A 15,319-nucleotide genomic window follows, 5' to 3' on the forward strand; every position below is an offset into this window, starting at 1 on the left:
AAACCTTGCCATTAAAAAGCCCGGATCGCGGGAAGCGCCTCCGGGCGTTTAACATTCACTCAACCTATCAGGCGCTTTGTGCGAGAGCAAGTTCCTCATCGAGGGTTTCGATACGCTCGTCACCGTTATACAGCCGCGCATGTTGCAGCCCAACAAACAGGCGATCGCCGCGTACTGGCGCGTCATCCCCGCGCATCACCACGGTTAGCGGGTCGTCATACCATCCCAGCGGCTGCACCACTAATTGGGTGTAGTGGCCTTTCGGGCTGGCCTCCAGTACCTGTACCGGCAGTGGCGAATCGAGGCTGGTACGGCGGCTGATATCCACTTCCCACGGGCGCAGGAAGAGATCCACCGGCCCCTGATAGGCAGGCGTATATCCCAGCGGCCAACGGTGCGCGCCAACGTGGAACTGCCCGCCGCGAATGGTGCCACGCAGACGGTTTACTTCGCCCATAAATTCCAGCACAAAACGGGTCGCCGGTTCGCGCCATACCTGATCCGGCGCGTCAGCCTGTTCAATATTGCCCTGGCTCATCACCACCACGCGGTTAGCGACTTCCATCGCTTCTTCCTGGTCGTGGGTCACAAAGACGCTGGTGAATTTCAGTTCTTCATGCAGTTGACGCAACCAACGACGCAGCTCTTTACGCACCTGCGCATCCAGTGCGCCAAACGGTTCATCAAGTAGCAGAATTTGCGGTTCAACAGCAAGCGCGCGCGCCAGCGCCACACGCTGTTTCTGACCGCCGGAAAGCTGCGCCGGATAACGATCCGCCAGATGAGCAAGCTGCACCATCTCCAGCAATTTTGTCACTTTCGCTTTGATGGCTGCGGCATTTGGCCGCTCGCGACGCGGCAGCACCGTTAGGCCAAAAGCGATATTGTCGAATACCGTCATATGGCGGAACAACGCGTAATGCTGGAACACGAAACCGACTTTACGGTCGCGCGCGTGCAGGCGGCTGACGTCAGTGCCGTGGAAGCGAATATGTCCGCTGGTTTGATGTTCCAGCCCGGCAATAATACGCAGCAGCGTGGTTTTCCCGGAACCGGACGGCCCCAGCAGCGCGACCATCTGGCCTGAAGGAATATCCAGTGAGATATCGTTCAGCACCTGGGTGCGACCAAAAGACTTCTTAATCCTGGCAATCTCAATGCTCATGATGTTCCTCCTGCTGCGCGCGTTTTTCCTGATTCTCCAGGCGCCATTGCAACATACTCTTCAAAAACAGGGTGATAATCGCCATCAGCGTCAATAACGCCGCAGCGGTAAAGGAGCCGACAGTGTTGTAGTCCTGCTCCAGCAATTCAATTTGTAACGGCAGCGACAGCGTTTCACCGCGAATCGAGCCGGAAACCACCGACACCGCGCCAAACTCACCAATTGCGCGGGCGTTGGTCAGCACTACACCGTAAAGTAGCGCCCAGCGAATATTCGGCAATGTGACGCGACGAAACATCTGCCAGCCAGATGCACCAAGCAAAATCGCCGCTTCGTCTTCCTGGCTGCCCTGGCTTAACATCACCGGCACCAGCTCGCGCACCACGAACGGGCAAGTCACGAAGATAGTGACCAGCACCATCCCCGGCCACGAGAACATAATTTGCAGGTTATGCTCGTCGAGCCAACCGCCCAGCGGGCCATTCGAGCCGTAAAACAGCAGATAGACCAGACCGGCAACCACCGGCGATACGGCAAACGGGATGTCCAGCAGCGTCAGCAGCAACTGACGTCCCGGAAAATCAAAACGCGTCACCAGCCAGGCCAGCAGAATGCCGAATACCAGGTTTACCGGTACGGCAATCAGGGCGATCATCACCGTCAGCCAGATGGCGTGCAGCATGTCCGGGTCGGCCAGATTCTGTAAAACCGGCATCAGCCCTTTGCTGAATGCCTGCACGAAGATGTAAATCATTGGCACCAGCAGGATGAACGCCGAAACCAGCATCCCGGTGCCAATCAGAAACCATTTGCCCCAGTTAATCGGGCGCGCGTCATAACGCTTCAATTGGGTAACTTCCGCCATTAATGACCTACCACACGCCGACCAAAGCGACTTTGCAGAGTGTTAATAGAGAACAGCAGCAGCAGTGATGCCGCGAGGATCACCGAAGCGATCGCGCTCGCCGCCGGGTAATCAAATTCCTGTAACCGCACAAAAATCATCAGCGATGTGACTTCGGTTTTCCATGCGATGTTCCCGGCGATAAAAATCACTGCGCCAAACTCACCGAGGCTACGGGTGAACGACAGCGCCACACCCGCCACCAGCGCAGGGGAAAGCTCCGGCAGCACCACTTTGCAGAAACTCTGCCAGCGCGTTGCTCCGAGCGTTTCCGCCGCTTCTTCATATTCCGGGCCTAACTCTTCAAGCACCGGCTGCACGGTACGCACCACAAACGGAATACTGGTAAAGGCCATTGCCACCGCAATCCCCAGCCAGGTGTAGGTGACTTTGATATCAAACTTCGCCAGCCATTCACCGTAAAAGCCGTTGACCGAAAACAGCGAAGCCAGCGTTAAACCTGCTACCGCCGTCGGCAATGCAAACGGCAAATCCATCAGCGCATCAAGCAGAGTGCGCCCCGGAAAGCGATAACGGGTTAGGATCCATGCCATCAGCAGACCGAAAACGCCGTTAAAAATCGATGCCACAAACGCCGACAGCAACGTCACTTTATAGGCCGCCACCACCTGCGGGTTGGTGATCACCTCCCAGTACTGCGCCCAGCTCATCTCAGAGAGCTGCATCACCAGTGCGGAAAGCGGCAGTAACAAAATCAGGCACACAAACAGCAGACTGGTGCCGAGGCTTAAGGTAAAGCCCGGCAGCACACGTCTGGAAGCGACGGCAAACATCAGCTACGCCCCGCCACTAACAGCTTGTCTAACTCGCCGCCGCTGGTGAAGTGAGTTTTCATCACTTCCGGCCAGGAGCCAAATTTGTCTTCCACGCGGAACAGCTCGGTCTGCGGGAATTTATCTTTCAGTTTGTCCATAACTTCCGGGTTATTTACGCGGTAGTAATAGTCGGTGATGATGGTTTGCGCCTGCGGGCTGTAGAGCCAGTTCAGGTAAGCTTTGGCGGCTTTTTCCGTACCGTTGGCCTGCACGTTTTTATCCACCCACGCCACCGGGAACTCCGCCAGAATGTTGGTTTTTGGAATCACCACTTCGAAGCCCTGCGCTTCATACTGTTTACGGATGTTGTTCACTTCCGATTCGAAGCTGATCAGCACATCGCCCAAACCGCGCTCGGCAAAAGTGGTGGTTGCGCCACGACCGCCGGTATCGAACACTTCGACGTTTTTCAGGAACTGGGTCATAAATTGTTCGGTTTTGGCTTTATCACCACCGTCGGCTTTATCCGCTGCGCCCCACGCGGCTAAATAGGTGTAGCGCGCGTTACCGGACGTTTTCGGGTTCGGGAAAATCAGCTTCACGTCGGAGCGAACCAAATCGTTCCAGTCGTGGATATTCTTCGGGTTGCCCTTACGCACCAGGAAGCCCATGGTGGAGTAGAACGGCGAGCTGTTGTTCGGCAGGCGCGACTGCCAGTCCGCCGGGATCAGCTTGCCTTTGTCGTGCAGGATTTGTACGTCGGTCACCTGGTTATAAGTAACAACGTCGGCTTTTAAGCCCTGCAAAATCGCCAGCGCCTGTTTTGATGACCCGGCATGAGATTGTTTTATCGTCAGTTTGTCGCCGCCGTTATCTTTTGCCCACTGCTGTTCAAACGGGGTATTCAGGGCGGCAAACAGCTCGCGGGAGACGTCATAAGAACTGTTAAGCAGTTCCGTTGCCTGCACGTGGCCAGCCAGCAGCAGCGAAGCGATCAGCGCGAGAGAGTTCTTTTTCAGTAAGTTAACGGCCATTGCGCACCCTTATATATTTAATGACTTTCTAATAGCCATCATATTTATAACGGGCATGAAAGGAGTAACGGTTTTATATACCGTTTGGTGATTTGGAAGTTGAAAAGGGAATAAGAACTTGGTTCAACAGGCGTAATTGTTGCAGTCAGTTTGGACACGGACAGCGCGGAGAAACCGGAGCGTACACATAGTACGTGAGGATTTCGAGCACTGCCTGGGGCAAAAATGACAAATAAAATAGCCTGGTGAACTTAGTTCAAGACGAAATCCTCCCCACTAATGCAGGGAGGAAACAGAGGTGAATCAGATGCCGACGCTAACCGTCTCCGGTAGTGTGCTACCGCCATCGATCACATTCTGTGTACCTGTTAAATAGCTGGATTCATCCGACGCGAGGAAGGCTGCCAGTTCGCCGACTTCCAGCGGATCGGCGAGGCGACGCAGCGGGATTGCTTTTGCCATTTCGGTGAGCACCGATTCCGGATCTTGCGGATTTGACTGACGGGCGATGCTTTCCGCCATTGGCGTGCGAACGTAACCAGGGCAGATTGCATTAACGCGAATCCCCGACTGTGCATACTCCACTGCCAGCGATTTGGTTAGCCCCACAATCGCCGCTTTCGTTAAGGCATACGCTGTTTCGCCCGGATCGGCCACCATATCGCCGGTGACCGAAGACATCATCACAATGCGACCATCTTTGCGGGCAATCATCTCCGGCAGCACCGCCTTCGTGACGTTCCAGACACCTTTGATATTGATATCAATATGGAAATCGCGATCGTCATCGCTCATTTCAAGAAAACTACCCAGACGGCAAACACCTGCGTTATTCACCAGAATATCAATGCGCCCTTCTTTTTCCTTCGCGCGCTTGATCGCTGCCGTAACTGACGCCGGGTCGCGTACATCGGCAATTACCGCCGTACAGCGATGACCACGACCACACAGCTCATCCGCCAGCTTTTCAATCTCAGGGGAGATATCCAGCAAGATTAGGTTTGCGCCATGACGCGCAAAGGTTCTGGCAATTCCTTCACCAATGCCTTGCGATGCGCCCGTAATCAGTGCTGTCTTGCCCGTGAGTTTACCCATTTCAAGTTTCTCCTTTTGAATACAGAGCATTACGCTCTATTGTCCCTACCATACCTGAATAACAGATCAATGCTGAGGAGTGGATCTAAATTCAGGAAAATCTTAAGTAAAATCTCCCTTAACCACAACTCTGTCATTGTATGCATTCCCTGCTGTACATAATCAGGCAGGGAGATATGATTCACTCCATATGAAATTATTCGAAGGCAAATATTTAAGGTGATTGTATATGCAACTTGAAAAAATGATTACTGAAGGTTCGAACAGCGCCTCGGCTGAAATCGACCGCGTATCGACGCTGGAAATGTGCCGAATTATCAATGATGAAGATAAAACCGTTCCATTGGCCGTTGAGCGAGTACTGCCGGATATCGCAGCGGCGATTGATGTCATCCACGCCCAGGTCAGCGGTGGTGGTCGTCTGATTTATCTCGGTGCCGGGACTTCCGGTCGGCTGGGGATTCTGGATGCCAGCGAGTGCCCCCCAACCTACGGCGTGAAACCTGGTCTGGTGGTTGGTTTGATTGCTGGCGGCGAATATGCCATTCAGCACGCGGTGGAAGGCGCGGAAGACAGCCGGGAAGGCGGCGTCAACGATCTGAAAAATATTGCGTTAACGGCGCAGGATGTGGTTGTCGGTATTGCTGCCAGTGGTCGCACGCCGTATGTGATTGCCGGGCTGGAATACGCTCGCCAGTTGGGCTGCCGCACGGTGGGCATTTCCTGTAATCCCGGTAGTGCTGTTTCAACAACCGCAGAGTTTGCTATTACGCCAGTCGTCGGGGCTGAAGTGGTTACCGGTTCTTCGCGGATGAAAGCAGGTACGGCGCAGAAACTGGTGCTCAACATGCTCTCCACCGGGCTGATGATTAAGTCAGGAAAAGTGTTCGGCAACCTGATGGTCGATGTGGTCGCCACCAATGAAAAACTACACGTGCGCCAGGTCAATATTGTCAAAAACGCGACCGGATGTAGCGCGGAACAGGCGGAAGCGGCGCTAATTGCCTGCGATCGCCACTGCAAAACAGCGATTGTAATGGTCTTGAAAAATCTCGATGCCGCAGAAGCGAAAAAACGCCTGGCGCAGCATGGCGGTTTTATTCGTAAGGCTCTGGAAAAGGAATAACCTATGGCTAAAGAGATCAGCAGTGAGCTTCTGAACACCATTCTTACCCGCGTCGGCGGCGCGGGAAATATCGCCAGTTGTGGTCACTGTATGACGCGTCTGCGTCTCGGTGTACATGACAGTTCACTGGTTGATCCTGATATCAAAACGCTGGAAGGGGTGAAGGGTGTCATTTTGACCAGCGATCAAGTACAGGTGGTATTTGGGTCGGGCAAAGCGCATCGTGCCGCAAAAGCGATGAGCGTGTTGTTGGGTGAAACACCAGTGCAGGATGCCGCAGAAATCGCCGCTCAGAACAAACGTCAGTTAAAAGCCAGACAAACCTCTGGCGTGCAGCAATTTCTCGCCAAATTCGCCACTATCTTTACGCCGCTAATCCCCGGATTTATTGCCGCCGGTCTGCTGCTGGGGATTGCGACGTTAATCGCCACGGTGATGCACGTTCCGGCAGATGCCCAGGGAACGCTGCCCGATGCGCTGAATTTTATGAAGGTATTCAGCAAAGGCTTATTCACCTTCCTGGTGATCCTGGTGGGATATAACGCCGCTCAGGCCTTCGGCGGCACAGGTGTAAATGGCGCGATTATCGCCGCACTGTTTTTGCTCGGTTATAACCCAGGCGCGACCACCGGTTACTACGCTGGTTTTCACGATTTCTTCGGCCTGCCTATCGATCCGCGCGGAAATATCATCGGCGTACTGATTGCCGCCTGGGCCTGCGCCCGCATTGAAGGTATGGTGCGTCAATTTATGCCGGACGATCTCGACATGCTGCTGACCTCGTTAATCACTCTGCTGATCACCGCTACGCTGGCATATCTGGTGATTATGCCGCTGGGAGGCTGGTTATTCGAAGGCATGTCCTGGCTGTTTATGCATCTGAACAGTAATCCACTTGGCTGTGCAGTGCTTGCCGGACTGTTCCTGATTGCCGTGGTCTTCGGCGTGCATCAGGGCTTTATTCCCGTTTATCTTGCCTTGATGGACAGCCAGGGTTTCAACAGTCTATTCCCGATCCTTTCAATGGCAGGCGCAGGTCAGGTGGGCGCGGCGCTGGCGCTTTACTGGCGCGCGCAGCCGCACAGTGCCTTACGCAGCCAGGTGCGCGGGGCGATTATCCCTGGTCTGCTGGGCGTTGGTGAACCGTTGATTTACGGTGTCACCCTGCCGCGCATGAAACCGTTTGTTACCGCTTGTTTAGGCGGCGCAGCAGGTGGATTGTTTATTGGTCTTATCGCATGGTGGGGTCTGCCGATGGGGCTAAACAGTGCCTTTGGGCCGTCTGGCCTGGTGGCGTTGCCGCTGATGACTTCGGCACAAGGCATCCTTCCGGCAATGGCTGTGTATGCAGGTGGGATTCTGGTGGCATGGATTAGCGGGTTCATTTTCACCACGCTCTTTGGCTGCCGTGACGTCAATCTGGACTAAGCCGTAACTTAGAAACAAAACAGCCCGATACGCTACGCTTATCGGGCCTGCAGGTTAACTGCAATTTATTGAATTTTAACGATCATACAGGCCGGATAAAGCATTTACGCCGCTCCGGCAAGACGCTACAGGTGCGTGAGTAAAACTTACAGCGCCATCAGCTTGTCCAGCGACGGTGCGAAGTAATAGCCGCCAGTGACCGGTTTGGTGAAACGTAACATTGCGTCACGTTTGCCATCAGTATCGCCAAACATGCTCAGCAGCTGTTGCTCAATGTTGTGCAGACGTGCGCAGTAAGCGCAGAAGTACAGACCGTGCGTGCCGCTGGCTGTACCGTATGGCAAGCTCTGGCGAACAATCTTCAGCCCTTTGCCGTCTTCTTTCAGATCAACGCGGGTCAGGTGAGAGGTTTCCGGACGTTCGTCGCCGTCAATCTCTTCGTTGGCTTCTTTGGTGCGCCCGATCATCATCTCCTGATCGTGAACACTCATACGGTTAAGCTGCTTCAGGTTGTGCTCCCAACGCTGCACAAACACATAGCTGCCGCCCGCATCCACGCCGTCTTTGATAACCGCCACTTCGCGACGCGTCTCTTCACCCGCCGGGTTTTCTGTACCGTCAACAAAGCCGCTCAGGTCACGCTCTTCAACCCAACGGAAGCCGTGGATCTCTTCTTTCACTTCAATGCAGTCACCAAAGGCTTCCATCGCCGCCTGAGCGACAGAGAAGTTTACGTCGTGACGCAGAGAAAGAATGTGGATCAACACATCGAACTGGGTCGTCGGCGCAAGACCTTTACCGTAGCCCGGAAAATCTTTCAGCTCTTCGGCCCCAACGCCGCCACTCAGAGCACGCCAGGTGTTGTTACCAAAGGCAACCACAGCACCGAGATGCGCGTCCGGGAATTTTGCTTCAAAGGTTGCCAGTTTATCGGCAAAGGTTTTACTGGCCGCACGCAGGGCATCAACATCCCCTTTTACGTTGGCTTCAATCCAAATCGCTGCGCGGCAATGTTCTGGCAAAATGCCACTCTGAACCTGAGACATTGTTCCTCCTGAAAATAAGAATGCCACGCAATCCGTGGCATTGTTGGGCGCTATTTTACGTGTTTTTTCGCGGCGGCGGTTTGTTCAGACGCAAATTAACGCCGCCAGATAATTTTACTGACTTTCCAGTTTTTCAGGGTATCGTCTGAAGGCATTAACCCTTCAGGACCACTCCACTCACCGCTGAACTGGTAGCTAATATGTTGACTGCCTTCGGCTTTACATTCGACAGCACGATTATCATCACCATCAGCTTTTTGGCAATTGCCAAATGCTTTGCTGTAGAGGTCGCTAAACGGTGTTCCGATTTTAACACCCGTATCAGCAGGAATATCGCTATCCAGCACGTCAATACGGCTGATTGTGCCCTGATCGCCGTTAATCACCATCGCCACGTTGTCGCCTTTCATCACTTCGAAAAAGCGCACCACGTTGCCGTTCGCGGTTTTCATTCCGCTGCGCAGGCGATAATCGCCATCAAGCGCATCGGCAATGGCTTGTTCTTGCAGTGGTGTGGACGCCGTTAATTCACCCACGCCCTGCTCGCTCACTTTGGTGGACGACCCAAACCAGTTCCACGGGTTAGCGGCAGACCAGTTAACTGACGACATCGTGGAACAGCCAGTCAGCATCAACGGCATAGCGCATAACAATAAACGCAGCGATTTCATGTCACTTCCTTTGGTTATTCAATAACGTTGCTTGGAGTGCAAATTCACCAAAAAGTGCCGTTATTCTTTTTCTTCATTAAAACAAGCGCGTAAACGTCGATTGGTCAGCAGCCAGATTAACGCCACAATATCCGCCACTACCAGCGCCAGACCGATACCGCTAACGGATTCACCGTTCAGCCACAGCCACGGTTGCCAGCAAAGTAAAACCACTTGCGCTAACAGCAACAGAAAATAGAGCCCATGCCAGGTGCGAGGAAACGTAGCCCGCCGACCGCTCAACAAAAACGCCAGCACCGCCGGAATGCCAGGAATCAGCCCCAGCCAGAAATTATCGTGATCGGGATAAAACAGATTTAGCAGCGCAGTACCCTGCTCGCGCGATGCACCGGCAATAACAAACAATACCCAGGTTCGCGCCTGTAGCAAAAGCACAATCCAGAAGAGAAAAGGTAAACGCAGGCGTCCGTGCGCATCATAATGGACAGGATGAAACTCAGTACTCTTCATCTTCAATCAAACGCTTACCCAGACTCAGCACGTCGGCGTGTTCATATCCCAGGCGTTCATACATTCCGAGCACCATGTCGTTATCTTCCGGCACGTTGATCTGAATTTTCGGGCAGCCGCGAGCAATCAGCTTTTTCTCCAGCCGATTAAGCAGCGCATTAGCAATGCCACGCCCACGAAACTCAGGATGCACGCCAAGATAATAAGCAGATCCGCGATGCCCGTCATAACCGCCCATCACCGTTCCCACCACTTCACCGTTCACCTCAGCGACCAGAAACAAACTGACGTCATGGTTCATCTTGCGCTCGATGTCCATTTCCGGATCATTCCACGGACGCAGCAAGTCGCAACGCTCCCAAAGGGTGATGACCTCTTCGAAATCTTCCTGGCGAAATACGCGTATCTCCATGGTATTCGTTACCTTTTTGCGGGTTAAAAGGGTGATTATGGCGTGAACGGTCGAATTAGCCAATATCTGACGAAAATCGGTTGAAAAAGTGGCATAATGGGGAGTTGTCAACTATTGAAATGAAAAGTAAAACAATTCTCAACAGCAAACGGTCGTAACGGATTACGCGATACGATATAACATCTGGAACTTTATTATTACAACTCAGGCCGTATGAGCACTTTTAAACCACTAAAAACACTCACTTCGCGCCGCCAGGTGCTGAAAGCCGGATTGGCTGCCCTGACGTTGTCAGGCATGTCGCAAGCCATCGCCAAAGAAGAACCTTTAAAAACCAGTAACGGACACAGCAAGCCAAAAGCCAAAAAAGCTGGCGGCAAACGTGTCGTTGTTCTCGATCCAGGCCACGGCGGGATTGATACCGGGGCGATCGGTCGCAACGGTTCGAAAGAAAAACACGTGGTGCTGGCAATTGCCAAAAACGTCCGTTCCATTTTGCGCAATCATGGCATTGATGCGCGTTTAACGCGTTCTGGCGATACGTTTATCCCACTGTACGATCGCGTTGAAATCGCCCATAAACATGGCGCGGATCTGTTTATGTCAATTCACGCCGACGGCTTTACCAACCCAAAAGCCGCAGGTGCATCAGTCTTTGCCCTCTCTAACCGTGGCGCAAGTAGTGCGATGGCAAAATATTTGTCGGAACGCGAAAACCGTGCCGATGAAGTCGCCGGGAAAAAAGCGACTGACAGAGATCATCTATTGCAGCAAGTGCTGTTTGATCTGGTGCAAACAGATACCATTAAAAACAGCCTGACGCTTGGCTCGCATATTCTGAAAAAGATTAAGCCGGTGCATAAACTGCACAGCCGCAACACTGAGCAAGCCGCGTTTGTGGTGTTGAAATCGCCGTCGGTTCCTTCAGTGCTGGTGGAAACTTCGTTTATCACCAACCCGGAAGAAGAGCGACTGTTAGGCACGGCGGCGTTTCGTCAGAAAATCGCCACAGCGATTGCTGAAGGCGTGATCAGTTATTTCCACTGGTTTGACAACCAGAAAGCACACTCGAAAAAACGGTAAGTTATGAAGCCCGACGCACACCAGGTTAAACAGTTCCTGCTCAACCTTCAGGACACAATTTGCCAGCAACTGAGCGCCGTCGATGGCGCAGAGTTTGTCGAAGATAGCTGGCAGCGCGACGCTGGCGGCGGCGGACGTAGCCGGGTGTTGCGTAATGGTGGTGTTTTCGAACAGGCAGGCGTCAACTTTTCACACGTCCACGGCGATGCAATGCCGTCTTCCGCCACCGCTCATCGCCCGGAACTTGCCGGGCGCAGTTTCGAGGCGATGGGCGTTTCACTGGTAGTGCATCCGCATAATCCGTATGTTCCCACCAGCCACGCGAATGTGCGCTTTTTTATTGCCGAAAAACCGGGTGCCGAACCCGTCTGGTGGTTTGGCGGTGGCTTCGACTTAACCCCCTTCTATGGCTTTGAAGAAGACGCCATTCACTGGCACCGCACCGCCCGTGACCTGTGCCAGCCGTTTGGCGAAGACGTTTATCCACGTTATAAAAAGTGGTGCGACGAATACTTCTACCTCAAACATCGCAACGAACAGCGCGGTATTGGCGGGCTGTTCTTTGATGATCTGAACACGCCAGATTTCGACCACTGTTTTGCCTTTATGCAGGCGGTAGGCAAAGGCTACACCGACGCTTATTTACCAATTGTAGAACGACGTAAAGCGATGGAATACGGCGAGCGCGAGCGTAATTTCCAGCTCTACCGTCGCGGTCGTTATGTCGAATTCAACCTGGTCTGGGATCGCGGCACGCTGTTTGGTTTGCAAACCGGCGGGCGCACTGAATCAATCCTGATGTCAATGCCGCCACTGGTTCGCTGGGAGTATGATTATCAGCCAGAAGATGGCAGTCCGGAAGCGGCGTTGAGTGAGTTTATTCAGGTCAGGGATTGGGTGTAACTCCCTCACCCCAACTCCCGCATCCGCTGATGCAGCGTCAGTGACGGCTTCTCGGCAAACAGTTGCTGGTAATCCGTGGCGAATTGCCCCAGATGCCAGAATCCCCATTGCATGGCGGCGTCTTTTACCGTTGTGCTTTGCGACCACGGGCTTATCAGTTCGCGTCGCACGGCGTTCAGACGAATACGTTTCAACCACGCGTTCGGGCCAATGCCTAAAATAGCGTGAAACGCGTTTTGTAACGTGCGGCGACTGACATGCAGTTGATTACACAAGTCCAGCACCGTCACCGGTTCGGACATGTTTTCCAGCACATATTCACGGGCGCGGGAAAGCAATCGACGGTAACTCTGATGACTGATGCTTTCCGCCGTCATCATCGGCTGCGCTTCTTCCAGCATCGCCCCCATCGCCATTAGCAAATTATCCCCCAGCACTTTACGCACAGCAGGCTGATGAAGATTTTCCGGGTTCTCGCAAAACGTCGCCAGCGCCTGTTGGACAAAGCCCCACAGAGCGGCTTTATGCTGCTCTTTCACTTCCAGCGCCGACTGGCTACGCAGCATATGTAATACCCGATCCGGATTATGCAAAAAGTTAGCCTGCCGGGTAATGACGTCTTCAGAAAGCACTACGCCAAGGATCGTGTAATCGTCCGGCGTACTTAATTCAAACTCGGTTCCACCAGGGCGCGTGGCAATTTCTGCGCTTCCCAGACATTGCGAACCGATAAATCCCTGTTCACCTCGTGTCGCCGGAATGCCAAACCAGAACGAGTTCGGCCAGACCAGGCACGACTGACGCAGCGCCAGACCGGTGTATTCACGGAAAACCTGAATATCATCGAGCAGGATTTCCGTAAATTCACCATGAAACTTGCCCGGATGGAGCTGATCGTAAATCTGCTGCCAGGCGGTAATCGTCAAGGCATGTTCATAGACATCCGTTGTCTGTCGTTGATGAACATTATCCACTTCGACCTTCGGCGTGAGCTTCAGGTTTTCGGGTAAGGGTTCATGATAAAGATGGTGCAAATTGGCTGTACGGGTCTTTTTCATGATGTTAATGCCGGGTGTTGTATGACACCCGGCACCTCCAACAGGTTAATGGGGCTTGAGACGATAACGACTACTGCGTTTACGTAACGTCCCGGCAGAAAAGAGCTGTTCGAGCGCATTTCTGGCTTTTTCCAGCGGCCAGCCAAAGTGGGCAGCCACTTCTCCTGCCGTCATTCCCTGACGTACTGATGTTAACAGCGCCAACAACTCATCAGCAGATCCCACGGCAATAGCGGACGCGTCAGGTTGCTTCGGTTGGCGATTAAAGCCAGTAACCAGCCACTGGGTGTCATCATCAGGCCGACCAATCTCCTTACGGCTGATGACACGCCCGGTACGCATCGCGGCGGCACAACCTGCGTCCAGCGCCGCACGACACGCCGCCAGATCGCCTTCCACCACCAGCGTTAATCGACCTGGGTCAAGCACTTCGTGACTGAGCAGACGCACGTTAGCCGCTTTCAGCATGGCATCTGCCGCATCTATCGCGGCGACCATGCCGTCCACTTCCAGCAATCCCAGTGCATTGATCATCGGCAACCTCCGTTACGCACGCTGGATTGGATTACGCGCGATTTCCAGCACTGCATCGGTAAAGGCGTTGCAGGCCGCTTTACACGCTGCCTGGCTACCGGTTAAAAATGCCGCTGAATAGTTGGTTTCTGACGGTGGCGGTACATAGGTCACCAGTTGCACGTCAGCCGATTTCAACGCCGCATCAATGCCATAGGTCGCTTCCAGCGGCGGCGCCACCAGATACGCCAGCGGATCGCCAAGCGTGATCCCGGCGGTTGATGAGAGATAAGAACCGGTACGCGAAACCACATGCGCGAGAAATGCGGTGTCTTGCTTATCGTTCGCCCACTGGAACGCCGCACCATTTTCAATATGCGCAACCATCGCATCCAGGCCGGCACGCACTTCCGCCGGGTTTGGCCCGCCGAGCATAATCAGCACTTCACCGGCAGTCGGTGACGGTCCGTGCGCCGCTCCGGCATACAGCGAGCGGCCATACACCACTTCGACCATCGCCTGTTTGGTCGCTTCGTCAGCCGCAATGTAGGTGACGTCATCGGAATCAGCAGAAATCAGCCCGAGACTACGAATATGCGGCGGTAATTTCAGTTCACGCGCAAAATCAGCGTTAACGGAGGCAATCACCCGCATGGCGGTGACCGACGGTCGAATCAAATCTAAAGCTGGCATGATGCCTCCTTATCGGGTCATGTTGATGCCGGATGCTTTCTGCTCCAGCATACGTTTCGCCAAATCCACAATGACGGCTGCGGCTTCAACCGGCGGTGTACCGCCCTGGTGAATGTTAGAGATGCAGGTGCGATCGGCCTCAACGGTGGTCGCCATACGCGGCGAGTAAACAGCGTAGCAGGAGAGACTTTCCGACTGCCCTAACCCCGGACGTTCACCCACCAGCAGGACAACCACTTTCGCGCCGAGAAGTTCGCCAATCTGGTCTTCAATTTTCACGCGACCATAACGCACAAAGAACGGCGTACCGACTTTCAGCCCCGCCTGTTGCAGACCTGCCATCAGCGGCGGCAGGATCTCTTCATAGTTGACGGTGATGGCATCAGTTGACAAACCATTGGAGACAACGACCTGTACGTCCGGATTGGCAACGCACTGTGCTTTCAAGGCTTCAACAGCTTCCGCACACAGGCGACGCCCCATGTCCGGGCGAGTCAGGTAGAGATTTTTGTCACTGATTTCAGAACGTACTTCCAGCAAACCCTGCGCTTTCACCCACTCTTCCGGCACTTCTTTCAGTACGGTATCTTTCGAACGAGAGTGATCGGCCAGGAAACGCAGCAACGCCTGAGTACGCGGACGCGGGCCGGCACGACCGGTACAAACGCGAGCCACGGTGCTGCGACGCAGTTCTGTTAATACGTCTGCGCGATGCGGATTTTCCACGCCAATCCATGCCTTCGCTTCAGCGGAACCTAAATCCAGCGCGCAACTTTCAGAGGTCACCGGCGCAGCGCACGATGTGGTGGCGCATTTGGTTTCCGCTGGCGCGGCATCCGCCTGCCCCATTGACGCCATCACGCTGCGTACAATTTCTTCAATCTGTTTTTGATCCATGATGT

Annotated in this window: 17 protein-coding genes; 4 read left to right on the forward strand and 13 right to left on the reverse strand. The window is 53.8% G+C overall.

The genetic code is table 11. The features are described 5' to 3' along the window. Positions 1–67: 67 nt before the first annotated feature. From cysA to ucpA, 5 genes are all read right to left on the reverse strand, one after another. Positions 68–1,165, reverse strand: a complete 1,098-nt coding sequence (gene cysA, locus RGV86_RS06270) for a sulfate/thiosulfate ABC transporter ATP-binding protein CysA (protein ID WP_085460998.1) — start codon at positions 1,163–1,165, stop codon at positions 68–70. After that, a complete protein-coding gene (cysW, locus tag RGV86_RS06275) occupies positions 1,155–2,030 on the reverse strand; it encodes a sulfate/thiosulfate ABC transporter permease CysW (RefSeq protein WP_000852695.1) in 876 nt (291 codons plus the stop codon). Before cysW ends, cysA begins: the two co-directional genes overlap by 11 nt. Further along, positions 2,030–2,863 (reverse strand): sulfate/thiosulfate ABC transporter permease CysT, encoded by an 834-nt coding sequence (gene cysT, locus RGV86_RS06280; protein WP_032225900.1) that lies wholly within the window; start codon positions 2,861–2,863, stop codon positions 2,030–2,032. Before cysT ends, cysW begins: the two co-directional genes overlap by 1 nt. Further along, positions 2,863–3,879 (reverse strand): thiosulfate/sulfate ABC transporter substrate-binding protein CysP, encoded by a 1,017-nt coding sequence (gene cysP, locus RGV86_RS06285; RefSeq protein WP_085460999.1) that lies wholly within the window; start codon positions 3,877–3,879, stop codon positions 2,863–2,865. The genes cysT and cysP overlap by 1 nt, the downstream gene beginning before the upstream one ends. Positions 3,880–4,182: 303 nt before the next feature. After that, positions 4,183–4,974, reverse strand: a complete 792-nt coding sequence (gene ucpA, locus RGV86_RS06290; protein WP_000517454.1) for an SDR family oxidoreductase UcpA — start codon at positions 4,972–4,974, stop codon at positions 4,183–4,185. Between the two features lie 229 nt (positions 4,975–5,203). Here ucpA and murQ point away from each other — a divergent pair, with 229 nt between their 5' ends. Continuing rightward, complete coding sequence (gene murQ, locus RGV86_RS06295; protein ID WP_001175639.1) at positions 5,204–6,100, forward strand: N-acetylmuramic acid 6-phosphate etherase; 897 nt, start codon at positions 5,204–5,206, stop codon at positions 6,098–6,100. A gap of 3 nt (positions 6,101–6,103) precedes the next feature. Then, a complete protein-coding gene (gene murP / locus RGV86_RS06300; RefSeq protein WP_001040441.1) occupies positions 6,104–7,528 on the forward strand; it encodes a PTS N-acetylmuramic acid transporter subunit IIBC in 1,425 nt (474 codons plus the stop codon). Between the two features lie 146 nt (positions 7,529–7,674). On the opposite strand, the gene yfeX is transcribed toward murP, so the two are convergent. From yfeX to RGV86_RS06320, 4 genes are all read right to left on the reverse strand, one after another. After that, complete coding sequence (gene yfeX / locus RGV86_RS06305; RefSeq protein ID WP_010344616.1) at positions 7,675–8,574, reverse strand: porphyrinogen peroxidase; 900 nt, start codon at positions 8,572–8,574, stop codon at positions 7,675–7,677. A 95-nt stretch (positions 8,575–8,669) separates the two neighbouring features. Continuing rightward, positions 8,670–9,245 carry an RpoE-regulated lipoprotein gene (locus RGV86_RS06310; protein WP_000838931.1) on the reverse strand — a complete coding sequence of 192 codons (576 nt, stop codon included), beginning with the start codon at positions 9,243–9,245 and terminating at the stop codon, positions 8,670–8,672. 60 nt (positions 9,246–9,305) lie between these two features. Next, on the reverse strand, positions 9,306–9,755 hold the full coding sequence (locus RGV86_RS06315; protein WP_024212565.1) for a DUF2919 domain-containing protein: 450 nt from the start codon (positions 9,753–9,755) through the stop codon (positions 9,306–9,308). Further along, positions 9,742–10,167 (reverse strand): GNAT family acetyltransferase, encoded by a 426-nt coding sequence (locus RGV86_RS06320; RefSeq protein WP_000406000.1) that lies wholly within the window; start codon positions 10,165–10,167, stop codon positions 9,742–9,744. The genes RGV86_RS06315 and RGV86_RS06320 overlap by 14 nt, the downstream gene beginning before the upstream one ends. A 213-nt stretch (positions 10,168–10,380) precedes the next feature. On the opposite strand from RGV86_RS06320, the gene amiA reads away from it, so the two are divergent. Both amiA and hemF read left to right on the forward strand, forming a co-directional pair. Beyond that, positions 10,381–11,250 carry an N-acetylmuramoyl-L-alanine amidase AmiA gene (gene amiA / locus RGV86_RS06325; protein WP_000102902.1) on the forward strand — a complete coding sequence of 290 codons (870 nt, stop codon included), beginning with the start codon at positions 10,381–10,383 and terminating at the stop codon, positions 11,248–11,250. Between the two features lie 3 nt (positions 11,251–11,253). Then, positions 11,254–12,153 carry an oxygen-dependent coproporphyrinogen oxidase gene (gene hemF, locus RGV86_RS06330; protein WP_085461000.1) on the forward strand — a complete coding sequence of 300 codons (900 nt, stop codon included), beginning with the start codon at positions 11,254–11,256 and terminating at the stop codon, positions 12,151–12,153. A gap of 5 nt (positions 12,154–12,158) precedes the next feature. Here the strand turns inward: hemF and eutR are convergent, their stop codons facing one another. Genes eutR through eutC form a run of 4 tightly spaced genes read right to left on the reverse strand, consistent with a single transcriptional unit; the run spans position 12,159 to position 15,314 of the window. Beyond that, a complete protein-coding gene (gene eutR / locus RGV86_RS06335; protein ID WP_032225906.1) occupies positions 12,159–13,211 on the reverse strand; it encodes an HTH-type transcriptional regulator EutR in 1,053 nt (350 codons plus the stop codon). A 45-nt stretch (positions 13,212–13,256) separates the two neighbouring features. Beyond that, the gene (eutK, locus tag RGV86_RS06340) at positions 13,257–13,745 is read right to left on the reverse strand and encodes an ethanolamine utilization microcompartment protein EutK (RefSeq protein ID WP_010344606.1); all 489 of its coding nucleotides are present in this window, start codon (positions 13,743–13,745) and stop codon (positions 13,257–13,259) included. A gap of 12 nt (positions 13,746–13,757) precedes the next feature. Beyond that, positions 13,758–14,417, reverse strand: a complete 660-nt coding sequence (gene eutL, locus RGV86_RS06345) for an ethanolamine utilization microcompartment protein EutL (protein WP_001111028.1) — start codon at positions 14,415–14,417, stop codon at positions 13,758–13,760. 9 nt (positions 14,418–14,426) lie between these two features. After that, positions 14,427–15,314 (reverse strand): ethanolamine ammonia-lyase subunit beta, encoded by an 888-nt coding sequence (gene eutC, locus RGV86_RS06350; RefSeq protein ID WP_309508398.1) that lies wholly within the window; start codon positions 15,312–15,314, stop codon positions 14,427–14,429. Between the last annotated feature and the right edge of the window lie 5 nt (positions 15,315–15,319).

This window comes from Escherichia ruysiae (genome assembly GCF_031323975.1).
GTDB classification, from domain to species: Bacteria; Pseudomonadota; Gammaproteobacteria; order Enterobacterales; family Enterobacteriaceae; genus Escherichia; species Escherichia ruysiae.